The sequence below is a fragment of the Rodentibacter ratti genome (assembly GCF_002000485.1).
Lineage (GTDB): Bacteria > Pseudomonadota > Gammaproteobacteria > Enterobacterales > Pasteurellaceae > Rodentibacter > Rodentibacter ratti.
Map to the genome: position 1 here is coordinate 1 of NZ_MLAJ01000014.1, position 23,561 is coordinate 23,561.

Genomic DNA, 23,561 nt, shown 5'->3' on the forward strand with positions numbered 1-23,561 from the left:
GAAGGTTTAATGCAGTGGGAAAACGAGGTGATTGCTGTCAGAATATTAGTTTACTGCTTAGATAGCGTTGAGATTTATTACCAAAAATGGAATAATCGCCACTAATAAAATGACAGAATTAGCCACAAAAATAAAGGCGACGGAAAGGTCGCCTTGTTTTAAAACGGCTTTGTGCAACTGCTACATAATATCGGGTTTTTCAACCGCACTTTTGTTTTATTATTTGATTAGAAAGGAGAAAAAATGGCTGATCCGCATATTCAATCCCCAATGGACGTTTGGGATAACATCACGGTAATTATTTATCGAGCAGGGTTTGTTGTCGCTGCTTTTGGCGTTTTACTCTTGACTTGGTTTCCCAATACGGCAGAAATTGCAATTTTAATTGCTGCGACCTGTTGTGCTTCATCTTTGCATATTTATCTCAAACATTTTCGCTTAACATTTCAATTTGCCACTTGGATTGGCTTGGTTTGCGCTATTTTAGGTTGGCATGAACTGGCATTAGGCGGCGCATTGGTCACCCTAGGTGGGCTTTGTTTTAAAGAATACTTTTGTTTCCGAGTGCCGTTATTAAATTTACAACCTATTTTTGTGGCGATACTCTGGTTTGTTTGGGTATTTGAAGGCGGAATATTGACTCGAATTTTATCACTTATTGTTGGCGTATTGCTGCTATTGCTTGCGATTCAAAAATGGCGAATGCCGTTGCATTTTGATATTGGGGATAAAACAAAATATCAGGTTTAAATAGGGTATTATGTAGCAAATGCACAAAAACAGAAACTTCAACGATATGTAAACATTGTATGTGTCCGTTATAAAATCAAATCATTTCAATAGGTTAAAATTAGGACACAGGTAGGCTCTCCCTACAAGCTAACCCAAAAACAGATTTGTGCAATTGCTACAAAATAAAAAGAGCGGTCAATTTTACCGCTCTTTTTTACATATTATTAATGTAGATAAGTCACTACAACTAAGAATACTTTTAATAGTGACGCATTAATTAAGTCAATAAAGAATGCTCCCACCATTGGTACGATTAAGAATGCCTTGTGAGACGCACCGAAACGGCTTGTAATCGCTTGCATATTTGCCACCGCAGTCGGTGTTGCACCTAAACCGAAACCACAGTGTCCCGCACTCAGTACAATCGCATCATAATCTTTACCCATCGCGCGGTAAGTCACATAAATTGCGAAGAATGCCATAAAAGCAACTTGAATTGCTAGGATAATTAATACATCCGTTGCAAGACCGGCTAATTCCCAAAGTTTTAGTGACATTAATGCAATAGCTAAGAAAATGGACAAGCCCACACTACCGAGAACATCAATGGCAGAATCAGCCACACGGAATTTGAAAATATGTGCCAATGCATTACGAATAATCACACCGGTAAACAAACACCAAACGAAAGTTGGCAATTGTAATGCCGTGCCTTTTGTAATGCTGTCGAGGTATTGACCGATTAATAAACAGAAAGACATCATTGCAATGGTTTCAATGATAGAACGTGCGTTCACTTTACGTTGGTAGGTCGGATGTTCAAAGGCTTCTTGCACATCATCAACCTCATCATTTTCCGGATTTTCCCCTTGTTTTTGACGATTTAATAAGAAACGTGCTACCGGGCCGCCAATAATACCGCCGAAAACTAAACCGAATGTGGCACAAGCCATCGCGATTTCTGTCGCCGCCGGTAAGTTAAATTCTTTGATGAAAGTTTCAGCCCAAGCGGCACCGGTACCATGACCGCCGGTTAAGGTGACAGAGCCTGCTAATAAACCATAGGCAGGGTCAATACCTAAAATTTGCGTACCGGCAATACCGATCACGTTTTGGAAGAAAATTAATGCAGCTGCAACAAAGAGGAAAATAATGAGTGGCTTCCCCCCTTTAATTAAACGGGCAAAGTTTGCACTTAAACCAATTGATGAGAAAAAAACTAACATCATTGTAGTTTGCAGGCTTTTCTCAAAAGTAAATGAAGTACCATCTACTTGGTACCAAATGGTTAATGCGATAGCGACAATGAAACCGCCGACAACCGGTTCGGGAATGTTAAAATTTTTCAGTACACTAATACGTTTTACTAGAAAATAGCCTAATAATAAGACAAGGCTTGCAAGAGCAAGTGTTTGATAAGTATCAAATACAATATTCACGAAATATCCTCCTGTAGTTGGTTTCGGAAAATTTATATGTTGTGCTCAGGTTCAATGATCACAATATCTACATTACTGTGTAAACCCCGAGGGAGTGGTGAGCCTTTTCTGCCACGCTCTGCTCGGAATTTTTGTAGGTCCTCCGGCTTTAATGTAATTTTTCGTTTGCCGGAGTGGAACTCAAGGCTGGCTTGATCTGAAATGAGCAATAATTTGACTAATAATTCGCTGCGATCTTTTGCATTCGCGGCAGAAATACTCACAATTTTATTGCCTTTACCTTTTGATAATGTCGGCAAATCTTGTACCGGGAAAATCAACATTCTGCCGGCTGAAGTCAAGGCAACGAGAAGTGCGGTTGAATCCGGCAGAATTTTAGGCTGCAACACTTTGGCATTTTCCGGTAAAGAAATCAAGGCTTTTCCTGCTTTATTGCGTGCAATTAAATCTTCAAATTTACAAATGAAGCCATAGCCCGCATCAGATGACATCAGTAGTGACTGCTGTTCCGGCTCCATAATGACATGTTCAATGGTTGCGCCAGCCGGGAGGGTTAGTCTCCCCGTGAGCGGTTCACCCTGTGAACGGGCGGAAGGTAAAGTAAGCGGGTCAATAGCATAGCTACGTCCCGTACTATCAATGAAAACGGCAGCTTGATTGCTCTTACCGCAAGCATGGGCAAGATACCCATCTCCAGCTTTATAACTTAATGCTTTCGGATCAATATCGTGTCCTTTCGCACAGCGTACCCAGCCCATTTCCGATAAAATCACAGTAACCGGTTCTGCCGGTGTCATTTCGCTTTCTGAAATGGCTTTTGCCTCTTCCCGTTCGACTAATTGTGACATCCGTGGGCTAGCATATTTTTTGGCATTTTCTTGGATTTCTTTTTTGATGAGCGTATTGAGACGACGTTCAGAACTTAAAATTGCTTCTAAATTTGACCGCTCTTTTTCTAATTCATCTTGCTCTGCACGGAGTTGGTGTTCTTCTAACTTCGCTAAATGACGCAAGCGTAAATTTAAAATAGCGTCGGCTTGTTCATCCGTTAGATTAAAACGAGCCATAAGTTCTGTTTTGGGATCGTCCTCATGGCGAATAATCTCGATCACTTCATCAATATTTAAGAAAGCAATCATTAATCCTTCTAAAATATGCAAACGGGAAAGCACTTTATCCAAGCGATATTGCAAACGGCGTGTTACGGTCGTACGGCGGAAATGTAACCATTCGTTGAGAATTTGCACTAACCCTTTTACTGCCGGTTTGTGATCAAGCCCGATCATATTCATATTCACCCGATAGCTTTTTTCAAGATCGGTGGTGGCGAATAAATGTGCCATCAGGGCATCGGTATCCACGCGATTAGAACGAGGGACGATCACAATCCGAATCGGATTTTCGTGATCGGCTTCGTCACGAATATCTTCCACCATCGGCAATTTCTTTGCCGTCATTTGATCGGCGATTTGGGCAATGATTTTAGACGGAGAAGATTGATGAGGAAGGGCGGAAATAATGATTTCTCCCTCTTCTTTTTTCCAAGTCGCCCGCATTTTGATCGAGCCGCGCCCCTGTTCGTAAATTTTGCGAATTTCCGCTTTGGGTGAAATAATTTCCGCTTCCGTTGGGAAATCAGGGCCTTGCACAATATTTAACAGATCATCAAGGCAGGCTTTAGGGTTATCCAGTAAGTGAACCGCCGCATCGGCAATTTCGTTAATGTTGTGAGGGGGAATATCCGTTGCCATTCCCACCGCAATCCCCGTGGTACCGTTAAGTAATATGTGGGGTAAACGTGCCGGCAAATATTGCGGTTCTTCCAAAGTACCATCAAAGTTTGCTTGATAATCCACAGTGCCTTGTCCTAGCTCGGAAAGTAATATTTCAGAAATTTTGGACAGGCGTGATTCCGTATAACGCATTGCTGCAAAGGATTTAGGATCATCCGGTGCGCCCCAGTTGCCTTGACCGTCCACTAATGGATAACGATAAGAAAAAGGTTGAGCCATTAATACCATGGCTTCATAGCAAGCGGAATCCCCATGAGGGTGGAATTTACCTAACACATCCCCCACGGTACGGGCGGATTTTTTGTATTTTGCCGTGGCGTTTAAGCCAAGTTCCGACATGGCATAAACAATACGGCGTTGCACCGGTTTTAAACCGTCGCCGATAAAAGGCAATGCACGATCCATAATGACGTACATTGAATAATTAAGATAGGCACTTTCGGTAAAAGTGCGAAGCGGCATTTGCTCGATGCCTTCGTAGTTGATATTTGTGGTCATATAATTGTTTCGTTTATAAAATTTTCCCAGTTGAACGCCCAAAAATTATTAAAAATTTGACCGCACTTTATTCATTCTTTTAGATTATTTCTTGGTTGCGCCACTTTCCATATCTGCGTGGTTGTGCTGTATCATCCCTTTGTGGCTGTCGATTTCATAGGGGACTGGTTGCGGTTTTTGTGGGTTAGGATCATTTTTAATCGGTTCATCTTTTAATTTACCGGAATAAATTGCCGGATTTTTTTCTCCCGTTACCACAATTTGTCCCATTGTCCCCTTGTTAGCGGCACGAAAAATGGAATGATCCATAAACACATAAGTGCCGGGAACATCAATTTGGGTTTCGACAATCGTCGCACCACCTGACGGAATCAGCGTGGTTTGCACATTGTGATTAATTAATGTCCCGCCTTCCACATAGACATTATCAAACACCGCACCGATTAAATGGAATGATGAAATCAAATTAGGGCCGGCGTTGCCGACAAATAAACGAATTTTTTCACCGGTTTTGGCTTGGAGTGCGTTTTCCCCCATCATTGATCCCACTTTGCCGTTGAACAGCACATAATCAGGGCGCTCATCAATGGCTTTGCTCATGCTAAAGGGTTGCAAACCCGGTTCGCCAAATCGTCCTTTAACGTAGAATTCGCTTTGCATAATATAAAATTCACGATCGACTTTGGGTAAGCCTTCCTTTGGTTCTACTAAGATTAAACCATACATACCTTTGGCAAGATGAACTGCCACCGGTTGACTACCGCAATGGTACAAATAAATGCCCGAACGCAGCGCCTTAAATTGAAACGTGCCGGTTCTGGTTGGTGCGGTTTCACTGGCGATGGCTCCGCCCATCGGTGCTGAGGCAGCGTGAAAATCAATACTATGAGACATCATTGAGCTGGCCGAGTTGGAAAGTTGTACTTCTACCACATCGCCCTCCCGCACCCGAATAAATGGGGCGGGCACATTGCCATTGAATGTCCAAAATTTGTATTGTACCCCTTCCATCAATGCCATAATTTTTTCAAGTGCGGTCAGTTTTACCACCACTTTTGCCGAATAATTGCGATCAACAGGTTTTGGCACCTGTGGTGCGAGTGTGATTTCCGCTTCAATTTCAGGTAGTTCTGTGAAAGTTTTTTCCATGGTTTTGCCTTCCGCTTGAACCGGCATTTGAATTAAGCCTGCACCGAGACTCAAGGTGGCAATGCTTAATGTGGTATTCTTAAGAAAATCACGGCGTTGTTCGTTCATTTTTTACCTGCTTTATTGTCAATTACACGGCTAAATCTACTTGATCACCCTTGGTTTGCAACCAGTTTTTGCGATCTTCAGAACGTTTTTTCGCCAACAACATATCCATCAGTTCTAAGGTTTCTGTGCCTTGTTCTTCTTCTGAATTGTAGGTAAGTTGCACAAGGCGGCGGGTATTTGGGTCCATGGTGGTTTCCCGCAATTGAGCAGGATTCATTTCACCCAAACCTTTAAAACGTTGAACATTCGGTTTACCTTTCTTATTTTTCAGACGCTCTAAAATCGCTTCTTTTTCGCCTTCATCCAAGGCGTAGAACACTTCTTTATTTAAATCAATACGATAAAGGGGAGGCATTGCCACATAAACGTGTCCCCCTTGCACCAATTTAGGGAAATGGCGTAGAAACAAGGCACAAAGTAAGGTGGCGATATGCAAGCCATCGGAATCCGCATCCGCCAGAATACAGACTTTTCCATAACGTAATTGGGACAGATCATCACTGTCCGGATCGATGCCTAATGCAACGGCGATGTCGTGAATTTCGGTGGAACCCAGTACCTGTTCCGGTGAGACTTCCCAAGTGTTTAAAATTTTCCCACGCAAGGGCAAAATTGCTTGATATTCACGATCTCGGGCTTGTTTGGCAGAGCCGCCGGCAGAATCTCCTTCCACTAAAAATAATTCGGTTTTTTCCAGATCTTGCGAGCCACAATCGGCTAATTTACCCGGTAATGCAGGGCCGCTCACCAGTTTTTTGCGAACCACTTTTTTAGCCGCACGCAAACGGCGTTGAGCAGAGCTTATCGCCATTTCGGCGAGTTTTTCCGCATCTTGCACATTTTGGTTAAGCCATAAACTAAAGGAATCTTTTAAAACGCCGCTCACAAAGACCGCACTTTGACGAGATGATAAGCGTTCTTTGGTTTGACCGGCAAATTGGGCATCTTGCATTTTGAGGGAAAGAATGTAAGCACAGCGATCCCAAATATCGTCAGCGGTGAGTTTGACTCCACGAGGGAGCAAATTGCGAAATTCGCAAAATTCACGAAGCGCATCAAGCAAACCTTGACGTAAACCATTGACGTGTGTGCCGCCTTGAATGGTCGGGATCAAATTCACATAGCTTTCACCGATTAACTCGCCACCTTCAGGTAGCCATAATAATGCCCAGCTAACCGCTTCATTACTCCCTTTAAATTCGCCTACGAAAGGTTTTTCCGGCAGGGTTTCATAGCCATTAACGGCTTCAATAAGATAGTCGGACAAGCCGTCTTCATACAGCCATACATCCTGTGTATTGTTGACTTTATCGGTGAATTTGATTTCCAGCCCTGAACAAAGCACGGCTTTGGCACGTAATAAATGACGTAGGCGGCTGACGGAAAATTTTGCACTGTCGAAATATTTGGCATTGGGCTTGAAATGAACGGTGGTGCCGGTGGTGCGTCTGCCACAGGTACCGATCACTTCTAATTCTTCCACTTTTACCCCGTTTTCAAAGGCGATTTTATACACTTCACCATTGCGTTTGACTTGAATATCCACCCGTTCGGAAAGGGCGTTCACGACGGAAATTCCCACACCGTGTAAGCCGCCGGCAAATTCATAGTTTTTGTTGGAAAATTTACCGCCTGCGTGGAGTTTGGTTAAAATCACTTCTACACCGGAAACCCCTTCTGTCGGGTGAATATCCACCGGCATTCCCCGACCGTTATCAATCACTTCAAGGGATTGATCGGCGTGCAAAATCACTTCAATTTTGCTGGCAAAGCCGGCAAGCGCCTCGTCCACACTGTTATCAATCACTTCTTGTGCAAGGTGATTCGGGCGGGTGGTGTCGGTGTACATACCGGGGCGAATTTGCACCGGTTCAAGATCTTTTAAAACCGTAATTTCTTGAGCTGAATACTGAGTTGTCATTTTTAGGTTATTCGTTTAATAGAGAAAATTGTGAGAGAGTGTATCAAAAAGAGCGGTCATTTTCGACCGCACTTTCTAGTTATATAAACTTGGATCAGTTTCATTTGGGCGTGTTTTAAAGCGGCGATGTAGCCACATATATTGCTCCACACCTTTTAGAATTTCTTTTTCTACAAGGCGATTCATTCGTATTGCAATGCTCGTTTCATCCTCTAAATCCGTGAAATCCACCGGGGGGGAAATACTCACCGTATAGCCGGAACCATCTCGATTGCGAAGCGGCGCAAAGGGGATGATTTTACTTTTCGGAGAAGATTTTAATAGATAGTAGCTACCGGTGGTGGTGCACGCATCGGGCACGGCAAAAAACGGCACAAACACTGCATTTTTTCGTCCATAATCGTGGTCGGGCGCATACCAAATAGTTTCACCTTGGCGTAAGGCTTTAATCATACCGCGAAGATCTTTACGATCCAGCATATCTTTGTTTGAACGCAAACGCCCTTGCGTTTGGAGCCAGTCCATAAGTGGATTGTCATTGGGGCGATAGACGCCTAATCCGGGGTGATGTAACCCCACAATGCGTGCGCCCAGTTCCAATGTGAGAAAATGGACACCGACAAAGATAATGCCGTCTTGTTGGTTCTCTTTGAGATGATGTAACCCCTCAATTTTCGACCATTTTCTTATGCGGGCATCAGACCAAAACCATGCCATACCCGTTTCAATGATCGCCATACCCACCGAACGTAAATTTTCTTGTAACAGCGTTTCACGTTCATTTTCCTGCATATCGGGAAAGCAAAGTTCTAGATTTCGGCGCGTAATAGTGGCACGGCGTTTACCAATGCTTAAATGGGCAAAAAGCCAGCCTAATCCGTTTCCAATATGGCGTAAAATCGGGTAGGGCAATAAAAGTAATATACGCCAAATCCCCACAGCAAGCCAAAATCCCCAGTATTTGGGGGCAAGAAAAGCACGTTGAAAAGTCGGGAGTTTGCTATTTTTCATTGGAGGTTAATGATTCATTCTTGGTGAAATTGCGCGGTAGTTTAACGTAAAAATGACTTGTGGTAAAATCACGCCAATTTTTTCTAAGAGAGAACAGTATGGCTCAGTATTTAGCAGAATTTAAACAGGCAAAAGTCCTTGTATTAGGCGATGTAATGCTTGATCGTTATTGGTTTGGTGCCACCAATCGAATTTCACCTGAAGCCCCGGTACCGGTGGTTCGAGTGCAAGAAAATGAAGAGCGGGCAGGCGGTGCGGCTAACGTGGCGATGAATATTGCCTCCTTGAATGTACCGGTTCAGTTGATGGGCTTGATTGGGCAAGATGAAACCGGAGCGGCATTATCGAATCTGCTGAAAGAGCAACATATTGATTGCAATTTTGTGGCATTGAGCACTCACCCGACGATTACCAAATTGCGTATTTTATCCCGTCATCAACAGTTGTTACGCCTTGATTTTGAAGAAGATTTCCAAAATGTTGATTGTGAAGATTTGCTTGTAAAACTGGAAAGTGCGGTCAAAAATTACGGTGCTTTGGTACTGTCTGATTATGGTAAAGGGACATTAAAAGAAGTGCAAAAAATGATTCAAATTGCACGCAAAGCGAATGTACCGGTGCTCATTGATCCAAAAGGCACGGATTTTGAGCGTTATCGTGGGGCGACCTTACTCACTCCAAATATGGCAGAATTTGAAGCGGTGGTGGGCAAATGCAACACAGAAGAGGACATCATTGAAAAAGGCTTGAAGTTAATTTCTGACATAGAATTGACCGCACTTTTGGTGACCCGTTCAGAAAAAGGGATGACTTTACTTCGTCCAAATCAAGAACCTTATCATTTACCCACCGTGGCGAAAGAAGTCTTTGATGTGACCGGCGCAGGGGATACTGTGATCAGTGTCTTGGCAACCGCGCTTGCAGATGGGCGTTCTTTTGAAGAAGCCTGTTATTTAGCCAATGTCGCCGCAGGCATTGTGGTGGGTAAATTGGGAACTTCAACGGTTTCTACCGTAGAACTGGAAAATGCCATTCATGCCCGTCCGGAAACCGGTTTTGGTATTATGAGCGAAGCGCAACTCAAAGAGGTTGTCAAACAAGCGAAAGCCCGTGGTGAAAAAATTGTGATGACGAATGGCTGTTTTGATATTTTGCATCCGGGCCATGTGTCTTATCTTGAAAATGCCCGTAAATTGGGAGATCGCCTTATTGTTGCGGTAAATAGCGATGATTCTGTGAAACGCTTAAAAGGCGAAAGCCGCCCAATCAATAATCTTGATACCCGAATGGCAGTATTAGCGGGGTTGTCGTCAGTCGATTGGCTTGTTCCTTTCACCGAAGATACACCACAACGCTTAATTGGCGAAATCCTACCGGATTTACTGGTGAAAGGTGGCGATTATAAACCGGAAGAGATTGCCGGCAGCCAAGAAGTGTGGGCAAACGGTGGAGACGTGAAAGTACTAAACTTTGAAAACGGTTGCTCCACTACTAATGTGATTGAAAAAATTAAAGCATTGAAAGAATAAGCATAAAAGGTTGGGAAATCCCAACCTTATTTAGTTCATCCTAGTATTTATCTACTTTTAGAAAAAGAGCATCTATTACTTGATTTTGTTTTATTCTACTTATAGAATGCGCTTTCCTTGTCATCGCTGGGTTAGAGATCGGCGAATGATGTATCAACAACACTACCTTTTAGGAGTAAAAAATGTCTCTAAGTACTGAAAAAAAAGCAGCAATTGTTGCTGAATTTGGTCGTGATGCGAAAGATACCGGTTCTTCCGAAGTACAAATCGCATTATTAACTGCACAAATCAACCACTTACAAGCTCACTTTGCTGAGCACAAAAAAGACCACCATGGTCGTCGTGGTTTATTACGTATGGTTTCTCGTCGTCGTAAGCTTTTAGACTACTTAAAACGTACTGATCTTGCTTTATACCAAAGCACCATCGCTCGTTTAGGTTTACGTCGCTAATTTTTATTACGATATTTAACAGAAAAAGCCCTCGATTTTCGAGGGCTTTTTGCATCCGTTCTATGATAGAAAAAATTGACCGCACTTTTGATTATCGTCGCAGCAATGGGACTTAGTACCCGGGGCATCGGTTTTTCTGAGGTAAAGAAAAACTTTCGTTCGGTAATTCAAATAATACTTCATCAATTTTCGAAAGATGGAGGCTGAGCCAATGTTTATTTACCCATGCTCTCCAATGAGTGATTTTATAAAAAATCTGCACCCGTTGGGGTGCAGATTAAAGTACTGTTGATTTATTTTATGTTTTTAACGATTAATAATCTTCAGGATTATAACCATAGTAGGCTCTTGTTAAAATCACTTCCATATCTGCCACTAGCGGTAAGCGTGGATTAGCCGGGGAGCATTGGTCTTCAAAGGCGAGTAAGGCCACATCACGGCGGGCATCCATCCAGGCTTTTTCATCCAAGCCTTGTGCCTTGAAGGACATTTTTATACCACAGCGTTCCGCTAAATCATAGCAGGCTTGGGCAAAGGATTTCACCCCTTCTTCCGGTGTGGCGCAAGGTAAACCAAGCATACGGGCGATTTCTTGGTATTTCACATCCGCTTTGTAGTAGTTATATTTTGGCCAAGTCGCAGTTTTTTCCGGGTGGGTACCGTTATAACGAATCACATGCGGCATTAAAATGGCGTTGGTGCGACCGTGTGGCGTGTGGAAACGCCCACCGATTTTGTGTGCCAAAGAGTGGTTCATCCCCAAGAATGCATTGGCAAATGCCATTCCCGCCATGGTGGAGGCGTTATGCATTTTTTCCCGTGCTTCCGGATCTTTTTCTTTCACGGAGCGTTCTAAATTTTCAAATACCAATTTGATCGCTTGTAATGCTAAACCGTCGGTGAAATCGTTGGCAAGCACGGAAACGTAGGCTTCGGTTGCGTGGGTAAGCACATCTAGACCGGTGTCAGCCGCAACGTGAGCCGGAACAGTCATCACAAGAGCCGGATCCACAATGGCCACCGTTGGCGTTAAGGAATAGTCGGCGATTGGATATTTTTTATCGCCTTCGGTAATTACCGCAAACGGAGTGACTTCGGAACCCGTGCCGGAAGTGGTTGGGATACCAATGAAGCGTGCTTTGCGTCCTAATTGTGGGAATTTGAAGGCACGTTTACGAATGTCCATAAATTTTTGTACAAGATCACGGAAATCCACTTCAGGCTGTTCATAGAATAGCCACATTACTTTTGCGGCATCCATGGCGGAACCGCCGCCAAGAGCAATGATCGTGTCCGGTTGATAGTTGCGTAATAATTCCGTACCACGGCGTACGGTTTCGATAGACGGATCGGGTTCCACATCCGCAAAAAGTTGGTAGGTGACGTGGTTACCACGAGCGGTAATTTGTTTCGCAATTTTTTCAACAAAACCTAAATCAACCATTGTGCGATCAGTGACGATCACCACACGCTCCATCCCCTTCATTGACTGTAAGTATTGAATTGAATCCCGTTCAAAGTAAATTTTTGAAGGCACTTTAAACCATTGCATATTATTTCTCCGTCTTCCCACACGTTTTATGTTAATTAAATTGACCGCACTTACGTTGTTGCCCACGGAGTTTTTGCCGTAAGAACCGCAACCAAGCGTGAGGGAGGGAAGGAAGGAGTTATACACATCACCGATGCCGCCGAAGGTGGAAGGAGAATTCCAAATGACACGAATGGCTTTAACACGTTCACCAAATTCTTTTGCCAATTCGGCATTGTTGGTGTGAATTGCCGCAGAGTGACCCAACCCGTGGAATTCGACCATTTGTTCCGCTTTATTTAAGCCGTCTTCAGTCGAGGTGGCTTTCACTAAGGCAAGTACCGGCGATAATTTTTCACGGGTGAGTGGTTCTTTTTCGCCCACTTCTTTACATTCCGCCAATAAAATATTGGTACGTGGCGGCACTTTAAAGCCCGCTTGTTCGGCAATCCAGGTGGCAGGTTTACCCACGACATTGGCGTTAAGTTTTGCCCCGGCACAGTTTTTGCTGTCTGCTTTTACGCCAAACATTAATTCTTCCAACATGGCTTTTTCTTTTTTATTCACCAAATATACGCCGTAAGATTGCATTTCTTTTACAAAATCGGCGTAGATTTCTTCATCGACAATAGCGGCTTGTTCGGAGGCACAGACCATGCCGTTATCAAAGGATTTTGACATCACAATATCATGCACGGCTTGTTTTAAGTTTGCAGATTTTTCCACATACGCTGGCACATTCCCTGCCCCTACGCCAAGTGCCGGTTTTCCGCAAGAGTAGGCAGCTTCCACCATGGCATTACCGCCTGTGGCTAAAATGGTCGCAATGCCGGGATGTTTCATTAATGAGGATGTACCTTCCATTGACGGATGTTCGATCCATTGAATACAATTTTTCGGTGCACCGGCTGCCACTGCCGCTTCATAGACAATACGTGCCGCATGAGCGGAAGACTGTTGAGCGGAAGGGTGGAAAGCAAAGACGATAGGATTACGGGTTTTTAAGGCAATTAATGATTTGAAAATAGCGGTTGATGTTGGGTTGGTGGTCGGGGTTATCCCACAAATCACGCCGACCGGATCCGCAATTTCAGTGATACCCGTTACATCATCTTCGCTAATCACGCCAACGGTTTTTAAATTGCGCATATTGTTCACCACATACTCACAGGCAAACAGGTTTTTGGTGGCTTTATCCTCAAATACACCACGACCGGTTTCTTCGTAGGCGTGCATTGCCAGAACACCGTGCTGATCGAGGGCGGCAACGGAAGCTTTCGCTACAATATAATTGATCTGTTCTTGATCAAGTTGGCGGAATGCTTCAAGTGCAACTAAGCCTTTTTCTACCAAGACATTGACTTCTGCTTGAGCCGGGCTAATGGCATTTTCGACTGCATTACTCATTGTTTTCTCCTAAAGTTTTTAAATTATTACTAGGAATGATTATACGTTGTGGCTTTTGTGATCTCGATCACATTTGTGGACTATTTGATGAAAACCTGATCATGATCAACTTACCCAAAAGAGGTATGAGGTTTTAAAGGTTCGTTATTGATTTCTTCATTCAATTTATTTGTAACAACCGAGTTTCGTTTTTACTTTTTAAGGAAATTTTACGAATTTCGGTCTGTGAGGGGTGTAGAGCCACAAAGTAGCTGAGATAAATTAACTCATACTGCTTGTATGGCGTGAAGAACGAACATTGTGCGGCGACATAATACCGAAAAAATAAAAAGTGCGGTTAAAATTAACCTCACTTTTGCTATTCGGTTTTGGCTTCTTCAATTGGGATCTTATCCAACACATCCCATAAACTACCACGAGGAGGGGATGGGTTTGTGGGTGGAGGCGTGGTTGAAGATGAGCAGAAGGTTTGTCCTTTGTTCGCCCATACTGGAATAGTTCGGTTACTGCTACAATCCCAGCTACCATACTGCGTAATGCCAACCCATTTTATCGAGGCAGGCTTTTGGAGTTTTAATTTTTCAATGTAAACTCGGTTGAGATAGTCCCTATAAATTTGTAATGCTCCTGATGCTCCGGTCAGTTTGGTTTCTCCATTGTCGTCACGTCCAAGCCAAATGGTGCTGACATTTCGTCCGTCAATGCCGACAAACCAGGTATCACGTGCATCATTTGTTGTGCCTGTTTTACCGGCAAGTTGAAGCCCGGCATAATCATTTTGCAGACTACGTGCCGTGCCACGTTCGACAGTTTTTTGCATGGCAAATAGAGTTTGGAATGCCGCTTCTTGTGGTACAACTTGTTTGGCGGTTTTATCGTGCTGATAAATCAGATTACCTTGACGATCCGTGATACTGTCTATTGTACTCAAATCAATCCGACCACCTTGATTTGCGATAGTCTGATAAAGTTTTGTCACGTCATAAGGTGAAATGGTATAGGAACCAAGTAACATTGCCGGCACTTTAGGGATTTCTATATTGTCCCAACCCATCGCTTTTTGTGTGTCGATAACATTTGCCAAACCCACTTTCATACCAATATTTACTGTTGGAATATTTAATGATCGGGCGAGGGCATCCATTAGCATGACCGAACCGCTGTATTTACGGTCATAATTACGTGGCTGCCAAGGTGGGCTGCCTTTTATGTTAATCGTGATAGGCTGATTATTAATTGGCGTATTTAAACGGAACTGTTCGGGGTTCGAAAGTGCGGCTAAATAAATGGATGGTTTTACCAGTGAACCAATTTGGCGTTTTGCCATTAATGCACGGTTGAAACCAGCATACTGTGTTTGTAATCCTCCTACAACGGCGCGAATTTCACCTGTACGATAATCAGCGACAATCATCGCCCCTTCTAAATGAGGATTTTTAGTTTGTACTTGCAATTTAGAAACTGTGTTTACTACCGCATTTTCCGATTGTTCCTGCTGTTTTAAATCCATTGTGGTAAAAATACGGGCACCGAGTAAACCAGACATTTTAAGGTCGCCAAGCTGACGGCGTAAGTCACTCTGTAAAGTTTGAATAAAGGCAGGGTATTTGCGCGAAATTTGCCCTTTGGCTTGCACACCGAGTGGACGTTTACTCAGTAATTCGTAAAGTTCGTCACTGATCATTTGGTGATCAAGCATCAGTTTTAACACAACATTGCGGCGTTCAAGGGCATTTTTCGGGTTACGCCAAGGATTATAAAGCGAAGGTCCTTTTACCATTCCCACTAGCAAAGCAATTTGATCCAAACTAATTTCACGAATGGAACGTCCGAAATAAAATTGACTGGCAAGTTCAAAACCGTGGATTTGCGTATCCCCGTTTTGTCCGAGATAAATTTCATTGAGATAGGTTTCGAGGATGCGGTTTTTATTATAACGCCAGTCTAGAATTAGAGACATTAACGCTTCGTTGGCTTTACGTGTAATAGTACGTTCGCTTGATAAAAAAAGGTTTTTGACTAATTGTTGTGTTAATGTACTGCCACCTTGAACGGTTTGTCCGGCACGGATATTTGCAATTAATGCACGTGCAATTCCCACGGGATTAATTCCACTATGCTCATAAAAACGGCGATCCTCCGTTAAAATCAGTGTATCGATCAATAAACGAGGGTAATTTTGTAGGGGAATTGCAAGGCGATCTTCGTTGTCTGAGGCCAACATTGCGATAAGTTTAGGAGCTAGACGAAATTCATCAATAGCTTGAACGGCAACAAGATCTTCAATTCGGCTTAATTTATTATCCGTAAAACGTAGGCGTAATACCCGCTGAGGTTCAGGTTTATCGGGGAAAGGAAAAGCACGACGTAAAACAACGATAGTATCATCTTCCAACTTAAAATCACCCGGTGCTGCAACCATGGTAGTTTGACGGTATTCGTTATTAAGTAAAATTTGAATGACTTCGTCAAAAGCAAGATGATCGCTAATTTTGACACTTTCAATGCGGCTATATACTTCTGCCGGTAAATGCCAAATTTGTCCATCCATTTTGGAACGAATTTGCCAGTCTAAGTAGCCGCCATAAAATATTGCCAGTACTGCTGCAGTGAAACTGCTTTTGAGTAGAAACATTTTGCAAGCATGACGCTTGCTTGGTTTCGATTCTTGGCTTTTTTCTTGTTCGTTGTTTTCTGCTGTCATCGTTGGCTATGCAATAAAATCAATGTAGGCGTTAAGGAAATGAATGAAATCAGGCGTGCCGCAAAAAGCAATACTTTCTTCGTCATAATAATGGAAATCCTCTTCTAATATCTCATCGGATTCCATCATCAGGTTATTGGCACGAATCATCACTTCATCAGCATTTAAAAAGAGCGTATATTCCGCACCAATTAAACGGGCTTCTTGATTTTCAACTAATTGTTGGGCGGTAGAAAGAGCGGTCAAAATCGCTTGTGGATTTGACCGCACTTCCGTATTAAACCAGTTAGCGAGGGCAATGTGTTCCATGGAACATTTAACCGTGACATTGCCCAAGTGCGACGTAAATTGAAAATCCATCTTAGATACTGAAAGAGGAGCCGCAACCGCAGGTGCTGGAGGCATTCGGATTGTTAACAATAAAACGGGATCCTTCCAAACCTTCTATGTAATCCACAGTGCCACCGATTAAATATTGTAAACTCATGGGATCAATGACAAGTTGAACGCCGGATTTTTCGATAGTTAGGTCACCTTCGTTCACCTTTTCATCAAAGGTAAAACCATATTGGAAACCGCTACAACCGCCCCCGGTGATATAAACACGCAGTTTAAGATTATTATTTTCTTCTTCGCTAATTAAACTTTTTACTTTATTGGCAGCCGCATCGGTAAATGTAAGAGGGACGGCAATATTATCTGTCATATTCTTTTCCACTTTCCTAAAATTTGAATTGAGTTATTATCTAATAACCGACTAAGGCATTCAAGATTTTTCACGGAAATCGTGCTATAATTCGCACTATATTAAGTTTAAACAGAGGGAATAAAATGGCGATTCCATTGAGAACTGAAGAAGAAATTGTAAAACTTCGCAAAGCCTGTAAATTGGCTTCGGATGTATTGGTGATGATCGAACCTTATGTCAAAGCGGGCGTGACGACGGGCGAATTAGATCGTATTTGCCACGAGTATATGGTCAATGAACAAAAAGTGATTCCTGCTTGCTTAAATTATCATGGTTTTCCTAAAGCGACCTGTATTTCTATTAATGAGGTGGTTTGCCATGGCATTCCAAGTTCGGACAAAGTGCTGAAAAACGGTGATATCGTCAATATTGATGTGACCGTGATTAAAGACGGCTATTTTGGTGATAATTCAAAAATGTATATTGTGGGCGGTGAAACCAATATCCGTAGTCAGAAGCTGGTGGAAGCGGCACAAGAAGCGCTTTATGTCGGGCTACGCACCGTGAAACCGGGGATTCGCTTAAATGAAATTGGTAAAGCCGTGCAAAAATATACGGAAAGCCAAGGTTTTAGTGTGGTACGGGAATATTGCGGACATGGTATCGGTACAGAATTCCATTGTGATCCGCAAGTGTTACATTATTATGCTGATGATGGTGGCGTGATTTTAAAACCGGGTATGGTGTTTACCATTGAACCGATGATTAATGCCGGTAAAAAAGAAGTGCGTGTCATGGGCGATGGTTGGACGGTGAAAACCAAAGATCGCAGTCACTCCGCACAATATGAGCATCAAATTGTGGTGACAGATACCGGCTGTGAAGTGATGACGATTCGTGATGAAGAAATTCACGAAGGTCGGATTCAACGCATTATGGTGAATGTTTAATAAATTATAGAAGCCCACTTTTGTGGGCTTTCCTTTATAATGCCTATCAAATAAATTTAATCGAGATCATTTATGCTTTTCCCTTTCGAGGTTCATTCTCCCTTCACGCCAAGTGCGGTCAAAATTCAACGTGAAAATCTAAAGCAATTTGAGCTGAACCATTTTTCACAATATTCTATTTTTGAATTGATTGAAAATCGCACGGATTTTTACGATACCTTATTGCAACGCTTATGGTTCCAAATGGCGTTGGATAAACAACCGCAACTTTCCCTGATCGCTGTTGGGGGTTATGGGCGTCGGGAAATGTTTCCACTGTCGGATTTGGATTTTTTAGTGCTAACGGCACAAACTTTGACTACTGAAGTAGAAGAAAAGGTGGCGCAATTTGTTCAGTTCTTGTGGGATTGCGGTTTTGAAGTCGGGCATGCGGTACGCACATTGGCACAATGTGAGAGTGAAGGGCGGGAAGACATCACGATTGCCACCAATTTACTTGAGGCTCGATTTCTCGCCGGAAACCGACCGCACTTTGAGACACTTTGCGAATGGGTAAAGGCCGATGATTTTTGGTCAAAAGAAACCTTCTTTAATGCGAAAGTGCAAGAGCAAACCGAGCGTTATCGGCGTTATCACAACACAAGTTACAATCTTGAACCGGATATTAAATACAGCCCCGGTGGCTTGCGGGATCTGCATTTATTGTATTGGGTGGCATTGCGTCATACCGGCGCACAGACCTTAGCGGCGATTTTACAAAGCGGTTTTATTTATCCGCAAGAGTATCAACAGTTGCAAGAAAGTCAGGCGTTTCTATTTAAAGTGCGGTTCGCTTTACACCTTATTTTGAAACGCTACGACAATCGTTTGTTATTTGATCGCCAAATCAAAGTGAGCGAATTACTGGGTTTCAAAGGGGAAGGCAATCAAGGCGTAGAAAAAATGATGAAACGGTTTTTTCAGTCGCTACAACGGATTTCCCTCATCAGCAATCTTCTGATTCAGCATTACAGAGAACATTTTTTATCCCCTCATTATGATGTCTTTATTCATCAATTAGACGATGATTTTGAGCTGATAAACGAACGTTTATGTTTGCGTAAGCCGAATCTGTTTTTTGAACAACCTGAGCGTATTCTTGATGTATTTTTCTATTTAACCCGGTTTGAACAAGCGACGGTGCATTCCGAAACTTTGCGTAAATTACGCCTTGCACTGGAACAATTACCGCAAAAACTATGTAAAATTCCGGCGGCACGAGAGAAATTTTTACGTTTATTTAATCAAAAAAATGCCATTTCCCGAGCCTTTGTGCCTATGCATCAATATGGTGTCTTGACGGCTTATCTTCCCCAATGGCAGGCAATTGAAGGATTAATGCAATTTGATCTGTTTCATATTTATACGGTGGATGAGCACACCTTACGGGTCATGTTAAAACTGGAAAGTTTTTTACTGGAAGAAAATGCCGCCGAGCATCCTATTTGCCATCGTTTATTTAGTCGATTTTCTGACCGCACTTTGTTGTATGTCGCCGCATTATTTCACGATATTGCAAAAGGGCGGGGCGGCGATCATGCGGAACTCGGGGCGATAGACGTGGCGGAATTTGCCCAATTACACGGTTTTGATCGCCGTGAAACGGATACCTTGAGTTGGTTGGTGAAGTCGCATTTGCTTATGTCTATCACCGCACAACGGCGTGATATTTATGATCCGGAAGTGGTGATGAAATTTGCGGAAGAGGTGCAAAATCAAGTGCGACTGGATTATTTGACTTGTCTTACAGTGGCGGATATTTGTGCCACGAACGGCACGCTTTGGAACAGTTGGAAACGATCGCTTTTTTCTTCTTTGTACGATTCGACAAAACGACAATTTAACCAAGGGATGGTGGAATTATTGGATTACTCGGAAAAATCGGAAGAAAATCGTCGCTTGGCGTGGCAAATCTTGCAGTCTTCATTGCTTTCTGTCTATGAGGAAACCGTCCGACAATTATGGGCGCGTTGCCCTGACGAGTATTTTCTGCGTAATACCCCCAAACAAATTGCGGGACATACGGCATTGTTGGTGGATTTTTCCGGTGAATTGTTGGTTAAAGTGACAAACCGTTTTTCTCTTGGCGGAACGGAAGTGTTTATTTATTGCCAAGATCAACCGCACTTATTTAATAAAGTGGTGACAACCATCGGAGCGAAAAAATTCAGTATCCATGATGCGCAAATTATCACGGCACAAGACGGCTATGTATTCGACAGTTTTATTATTACGGAGATTAACGGCGATTTAGTCAAAGTTGATCGTCGCCGTGAATTAGAAGGGGCGCTGACAAAAGCATTACAAAGCGAGAAACCGTTGCGCTCTCCAATTTCTTTAAATCGCCAATTACAACATTTCACCGTGAAAACGGATGTGCGTTTTTTACACGAAAATAAAACGGAACACACGGAAATGGAATTGATTGCATTGGATAAACCGGGCTTGTTGGCAGAAGTGAGCCAAATCTTCAATGATCTTCAGTTAAATCTGTTAAACGCCAAAATCACGACCGTTGGCGAAAAAGCGGAAGATTTTTTCATCTTAAAAAATAAAGACAATAAAGCCTTAACATTGGAAGAAAGAGAAACGCTGCGTCAGGTTATCGAGCAAAAGATTAAATAAGAAAAAAGTGCGGTTAAATTTGACCGCACTTTTGAAGATTTAACGAAGGGAAGCAAAGGCGATGTCGGCCGCTTCCAGCGTTTTGGAAATATCTTCATCGGTATGTGCTAAAGACATAAAGCCGGCTTCAAATGCAGAAGGGGCAAGATAGATGCCCAAATCTAACATTTTATGGAAGAAAATTTTGAATTTTTCCGTATCACATTTCATCACCTCAGCATAGGAGGTCACTTCTTTTTGATCGGTAAAGAAAATACCGAACATTCCGCCTACATAATTCACGACAAACGGAACATTGTGCTTTTTCGCCAACGTTTTTAAACCTAAACAGAGTTTTTCGGTTTTTTCGGCGAGCTTTTGTTCGTTCCCCGCTGTTTTTAATTCATTTAAACAAGCTAAACCGGCTGCCATTGCGATTGGATTACCGGATAGGGTTCCAGCTTGGTAAACCGGACCTGTTGGCGCAAGATATTCCATCACGGCTTTTTTCCCACCGACAGCGCCCACCGGCATTCCTCCGCCAATAACCTTACCAAGCGTGGTGAGATCCGGGGTTACACCATAATAAGCTTGTGCGCCGGCAAGTGCCACACGGAATCCTGTCATCACTTCATCAATGATGAAAAGTGCGCCGTATTTGTCACAAAGTTCACGTAATCCTTGCAAGAAACCGGTTTGAGGAGGAACACAGTTCATATTGCCGGCCACAGGTTCAATAATGACACAGGCGATACTATCAGGGAATTGTTCAAATAATTCTTTAACCGAATCTAAATTATTGTATTCGGCGGTAAGGGTATGTTTGGCAAAATCTTCAGGTACGCCCGGCGAACTTGGCTGACCGAGTGTCAGCGCCCCGGAACCTGCTTTGACCAAAAGGGAATCCGAATGGCCATGATAGCAACCTTCAAATTTTAAGATTTTATCGCGACCGGTATAACCGCGGGCAAGACGGATTGCCGTCATCGTGGCTTCGGTGCCGGAACTTACCATTCTCACCATTTCAATAGAAGGCATCAGTTCGCAAACCAATTCGGCAAGATCGATTTCTGAAGGTGTGGGCGCGCCGAAACTCAATCCGTTTTCTGCCGCTTTCAATACGGCATTTAAAATAGTGGGGTGGTTATGCCCTAAAATCATTGGACCCCAAGAACCCACATAATCAATATACTGTTTGTTATCCGTATCATAAATATAAGCGCCTTGCGCTTTTTCGATGAATACCGGGGTTCCCCCTACGCCTTTAAAAGCGCGAACCGGGGAATTTACGCCACCGGGAATAATTTGTTGTGCACGAGAGAAAAGTGCGGTCGAATTTGTCATTGTTTTTCCTTCATGATAAAAAGTGGGATATATTGTACTGAAAAATACAGGCTTTGTTAAAAATATCTTTCTTGCTAAATTTTCCTTATGATATCCTTTGCAAAAAATGATGAAGGTCTATTTATGATAAGTCTTATAGTTACTTTTCTTGGCGCATTTTTGACACTGATTGTTATGCGTCCTATCGCCAATAAAATTGGGTTAGTGGATAAACCGAACTACCGTAAGCGTCACCAAGGGGCAATCCCATTAATTGGTGGTGTGTCCCTGTTTATGGGAAATCTCTGTTATTATTTAATGGAGTGGGATCAACTTCGTCTTCCTTATTTATATCTATTTAGTATTTTCGTGCTGCTTGCCATTGGAATCTTAGATGATCGCTTTGATATTAGCCCTTTTTTACGGGCTGGAATTCAAGCAGTACTGGCTATTTTGATGATCGATCTAGGGAATGTTTATCTTGATCATTTTGGGCAAATTTTAGGCCCTTTCCAATTAACTCTTGGTTCTATCGGATTAGTGATCACGGTATTTGCCACTATTGCGATTATTAATGCTTTTAATATGATTGACGGTATCGATGGTTTGTTGGGGGGATTGTCCTGTGTTTCCTTTGCGGCAATTGGTATTTTAATGTTTCGTGACGGACAAATGGATATGGCGCATTGGAGTTTTGCTTTGATTGCGGCCATGCTACCTTATTTAATGTTAAATCTCGGTATTCCGTTTGGACCAAAATACAAAGTCTTTATGGGAGATGCAGGAAGTACGTTGGTGGGTTTTACGATTATTTGGATTTTGTTGTTAAGTACTCAAGGTAAAGGTCATCCAATGAATCCTGTAACGGCACTTTGGGTGATTGCAATACCGCTGATTGATATGGTAGCAATTATTTATCGTCGTTTAAGAAAAGGGAAAAGCCCGTTTCGACCTGACCGTTTGCACGTACATCATTTAATGGTGCGAGCCGGTTTGACATCACGCCAAGCTTTTCTTTTAATTACTTTAATGTCCGCTATTTGCGCAACAATAGGTATTTTAGGCGAAATTTACTATATTAATGAATGGGTTATGTTTATTGGATTTTTCGTATTGTTCTTTCTTTATGTTTATTCCATTACAAGAGCATGGCGAATTACTCGTTTTGTACGAAGAATGAAACGTAGAGCAAGAAAAGCGAAAATATAGTAATGATTAGTCTGTAAATAATCGTTGAACGTTTTTAAAGTGAGCGGAATATTTACAAAATCTATACAAATTGAATAAAAAACTATCTTTCAGGAAAAATTTAAAAAAAAGTGCTAGACAAGGTATATCGAAATCATTAATATACGCCCCGCAACGACGCAGTACGCGTTCGTAGCTCAGTTGGATAGAGCGTTGGCCTCCGGAGCCAAAGGTCGCAAGTTCGAATCTTGTCGAGCGCGCCAGAGTCAATGCAATCTTCAATGGTGGCTATAGCTCAGTTGGTAGAGCCCTGGATTGTGATTCCAGTTGTCGTGGGTTCGAATCCCATTAGCCACCCCATCTTTTATAAGATATTATCGGCGAGTAGCGCAGCTTGGTAGCGCAACTGGTTTGGGACCAGTGGGTCGTAGGTTCAAATCCTATCTCGCCGACCATTTTTTGCTCTTTAACAATCTATCAGACAATCTGTGTGGG

At 42.7% G+C, this 23,561-nt stretch carries 16 protein-coding genes and 3 tRNA genes; 9 read left to right on the forward strand and 10 right to left on the reverse strand.

Annotated elements, in window-relative coordinates:
* The first annotated feature begins 243 nt into the window (after positions 1-243).
* Positions 244-750: a DUF2301 domain-containing membrane protein gene (locus BKG94_RS09000; protein WP_077436369.1), complete on the forward strand. Its 507-nt coding sequence runs from the start codon at positions 244-246 to the stop codon at positions 748-750.
* A 206-nt stretch (positions 751-956) separates the two neighbouring features.
* On the opposite strand, the gene gltS is transcribed toward BKG94_RS09000, so the two are convergent.
* The 5 genes from gltS to BKG94_RS09025 all read right to left on the reverse strand — a co-directional run bounded on the left by gltS (position 957) and on the right by BKG94_RS09025 (position 8,651).
* Positions 957-2,171, reverse strand: coding sequence for a sodium/glutamate symporter (gltS, locus tag BKG94_RS09005; protein WP_077436371.1), 1,215 nt, complete (start codon positions 2,169-2,171; stop codon positions 957-959).
* A gap of 32 nt (positions 2,172-2,203) precedes the next feature.
* Positions 2,204-4,462 carry a DNA topoisomerase IV subunit A gene (gene parC / locus BKG94_RS09010; protein WP_077436373.1) on the reverse strand — a complete coding sequence of 753 codons (2,259 nt, stop codon included), beginning with the start codon at positions 4,460-4,462 and terminating at the stop codon, positions 2,204-2,206.
* 84 nt (positions 4,463-4,546) lie between these two features.
* A complete protein-coding gene (gene nirK, locus BKG94_RS09015; RefSeq protein WP_077436375.1) occupies positions 4,547-5,719 on the reverse strand; it encodes a copper-containing nitrite reductase in 1,173 nt (390 codons plus the stop codon).
* A gap of 22 nt (positions 5,720-5,741) precedes the next feature.
* Positions 5,742-7,640, reverse strand: coding sequence for a DNA topoisomerase IV subunit B (gene parE, locus BKG94_RS09020; protein ID WP_077436377.1), 1,899 nt, complete (start codon positions 7,638-7,640; stop codon positions 5,742-5,744).
* A gap of 75 nt (positions 7,641-7,715) precedes the next feature.
* Positions 7,716-8,651 carry a Kdo(2)-lipid IV(A) acyltransferase gene (locus BKG94_RS09025; protein WP_077436379.1) on the reverse strand — a complete coding sequence of 312 codons (936 nt, stop codon included), beginning with the start codon at positions 8,649-8,651 and terminating at the stop codon, positions 7,716-7,718.
* A 98-nt stretch (positions 8,652-8,749) separates the two neighbouring features.
* Between BKG94_RS09025 and hldE the strand changes: the two genes are divergently transcribed.
* Both hldE and rpsO read left to right on the forward strand, forming a co-directional pair.
* Positions 8,750-10,180 (forward strand): bifunctional D-glycero-beta-D-manno-heptose-7-phosphate kinase/D-glycero-beta-D-manno-heptose 1-phosphate adenylyltransferase HldE, encoded by a 1,431-nt coding sequence (gene hldE / locus BKG94_RS09030; RefSeq protein ID WP_077436381.1) that lies wholly within the window; start codon positions 8,750-8,752, stop codon positions 10,178-10,180.
* A 182-nt stretch (positions 10,181-10,362) separates the two neighbouring features.
* A complete protein-coding gene (gene rpsO, locus BKG94_RS09035; protein WP_005628925.1) occupies positions 10,363-10,632 on the forward strand; it encodes a 30S ribosomal protein S15 in 270 nt (89 codons plus the stop codon).
* Positions 10,633-10,945: 313 nt separating this feature from the next.
* On the opposite strand, the gene adhE is transcribed toward rpsO, so the two are convergent.
* The 4 genes from adhE to erpA form a co-directional block, all read right to left on the reverse strand.
* On the reverse strand, positions 10,946-13,570 hold the full coding sequence (adhE, locus tag BKG94_RS09040; protein ID WP_077436383.1) for a bifunctional acetaldehyde-CoA/alcohol dehydrogenase: 2,625 nt from the start codon (positions 13,568-13,570) through the stop codon (positions 10,946-10,948).
* A gap of 358 nt (positions 13,571-13,928) precedes the next feature.
* Positions 13,929-16,274 (reverse strand): penicillin-binding protein 1B, encoded by a 2,346-nt coding sequence (gene mrcB, locus BKG94_RS09045; protein ID WP_077436385.1) that lies wholly within the window; start codon positions 16,272-16,274, stop codon positions 13,929-13,931.
* Between the two features lie 6 nt (positions 16,275-16,280).
* Positions 16,281-16,634, reverse strand: a complete 354-nt coding sequence (locus BKG94_RS09050) for a YacL family protein (protein WP_077436387.1) — start codon at positions 16,632-16,634, stop codon at positions 16,281-16,283.
* A gap of 1 nt (position 16,635) precedes the next feature.
* Positions 16,636-16,980 carry an iron-sulfur cluster insertion protein ErpA gene (erpA, locus tag BKG94_RS09055; RefSeq protein WP_077436389.1) on the reverse strand — a complete coding sequence of 115 codons (345 nt, stop codon included), beginning with the start codon at positions 16,978-16,980 and terminating at the stop codon, positions 16,636-16,638.
* Positions 16,981-17,105: 125 nt separating this feature from the next.
* Between erpA and map the strand changes: the two genes are divergently transcribed.
* Positions 17,106-17,912 carry a type I methionyl aminopeptidase gene (gene map / locus BKG94_RS09060; protein ID WP_077436391.1) on the forward strand — a complete coding sequence of 269 codons (807 nt, stop codon included), beginning with the start codon at positions 17,106-17,108 and terminating at the stop codon, positions 17,910-17,912.
* Between the two features lie 72 nt (positions 17,913-17,984).
* On the forward strand, positions 17,985-20,576 hold the full coding sequence (gene glnD, locus BKG94_RS09065) for a bifunctional uridylyltransferase/uridylyl-removing protein GlnD (RefSeq protein WP_077436393.1): 2,592 nt from the start codon (positions 17,985-17,987) through the stop codon (positions 20,574-20,576).
* 39 nt (positions 20,577-20,615) lie between these two features.
* On the opposite strand, the gene hemL is transcribed toward glnD, so the two are convergent.
* The gene (gene hemL, locus BKG94_RS09070) at positions 20,616-21,899 is read right to left on the reverse strand and encodes a glutamate-1-semialdehyde 2,1-aminomutase (protein WP_077436395.1); all 1,284 of its coding nucleotides are present in this window, start codon (positions 21,897-21,899) and stop codon (positions 20,616-20,618) included.
* A 123-nt stretch (positions 21,900-22,022) separates the two neighbouring features.
* Between hemL and wecA the strand changes: the two genes are divergently transcribed.
* The 4 genes from wecA to BKG94_RS09090 all read left to right on the forward strand — a co-directional run bounded on the left by wecA (position 22,023) and on the right by BKG94_RS09090 (position 23,521).
* On the forward strand, positions 22,023-23,087 hold the full coding sequence (gene wecA, locus BKG94_RS09075; protein WP_077436397.1) for a UDP-N-acetylglucosamine--undecaprenyl-phosphate N-acetylglucosaminephosphotransferase: 1,065 nt from the start codon (positions 22,023-22,025) through the stop codon (positions 23,085-23,087).
* 165 nt (positions 23,088-23,252) lie between these two features.
* Positions 23,253-23,329: transfer RNA gene (locus BKG94_RS09080), tRNA-Arg, on the forward strand.
* A gap of 21 nt (positions 23,330-23,350) precedes the next feature.
* Positions 23,351-23,426 (forward strand) — tRNA-His (locus tag BKG94_RS09085).
* 18 nt (positions 23,427-23,444) lie between these two features.
* Positions 23,445-23,521: transfer RNA gene (locus BKG94_RS09090), tRNA-Pro, on the forward strand.
* Positions 23,522-23,561: the final 40 nt, after the last annotated feature.

Excerpts from the sequence above, each read along its gene's own strand:
- BKG94_RS09000 (WP_077436369.1), top strand. The coding sequence starts at position 244 with ATGGCTGATCCGCATATTCAATCCCCAATGGACGTTTGGGATAACATC.
- parC (WP_077436373.1), bottom strand. The coding sequence starts at position 4,462 with ATGACCACAAATATCAACTACGAAGGCATCGAGCAAATGCCGCTTCGC.
- nirK (WP_077436375.1), bottom strand. The coding sequence starts at position 5,719 with ATGAACGAACAACGCCGTGATTTTCTTAAGAATACCACATTAAGCATT.
- parE (WP_077436377.1), bottom strand. The coding sequence starts at position 7,640 with ATGACAACTCAGTATTCAGCTCAAGAAATTACGGTTTTAAAAGATCTT.
- BKG94_RS09025 (WP_077436379.1), bottom strand. The coding sequence starts at position 8,651 with ATGAAAAATAGCAAACTCCCGACTTTTCAACGTGCTTTTCTTGCCCCC.
- hldE (WP_077436381.1), top strand. The coding sequence starts at position 8,750 with ATGGCTCAGTATTTAGCAGAATTTAAACAGGCAAAAGTCCTTGTATTA.
- rpsO (WP_005628925.1), top strand. The coding sequence starts at position 10,363 with ATGTCTCTAAGTACTGAAAAAAAAGCAGCAATTGTTGCTGAATTTGGT.
- adhE (WP_077436383.1), bottom strand. The coding sequence starts at position 13,570 with ATGAGTAATGCAGTCGAAAATGCCATTAGCCCGGCTCAAGCAGAAGTC.
- mrcB (WP_077436385.1), bottom strand. The coding sequence starts at position 16,274 with ATGACAGCAGAAAACAACGAACAAGAAAAAAGCCAAGAATCGAAACCA.
- BKG94_RS09050 (WP_077436387.1), bottom strand. The coding sequence starts at position 16,634 with ATGGATTTTCAATTTACGTCGCACTTGGGCAATGTCACGGTTAAATGT.
- erpA (WP_077436389.1), bottom strand. The coding sequence starts at position 16,980 with ATGACAGATAATATTGCCGTCCCTCTTACATTTACCGATGCGGCTGCC.
- map (WP_077436391.1), top strand. The coding sequence starts at position 17,106 with ATGGCGATTCCATTGAGAACTGAAGAAGAAATTGTAAAACTTCGCAAA.
- glnD (WP_077436393.1), top strand. The coding sequence starts at position 17,985 with ATGCTTTTCCCTTTCGAGGTTCATTCTCCCTTCACGCCAAGTGCGGTC.
- hemL (WP_077436395.1), bottom strand. The coding sequence starts at position 21,899 with ATGACAAATTCGACCGCACTTTTCTCTCGTGCACAACAAATTATTCCC.
- wecA (WP_077436397.1), top strand. The coding sequence starts at position 22,023 with ATGATAAGTCTTATAGTTACTTTTCTTGGCGCATTTTTGACACTGATT.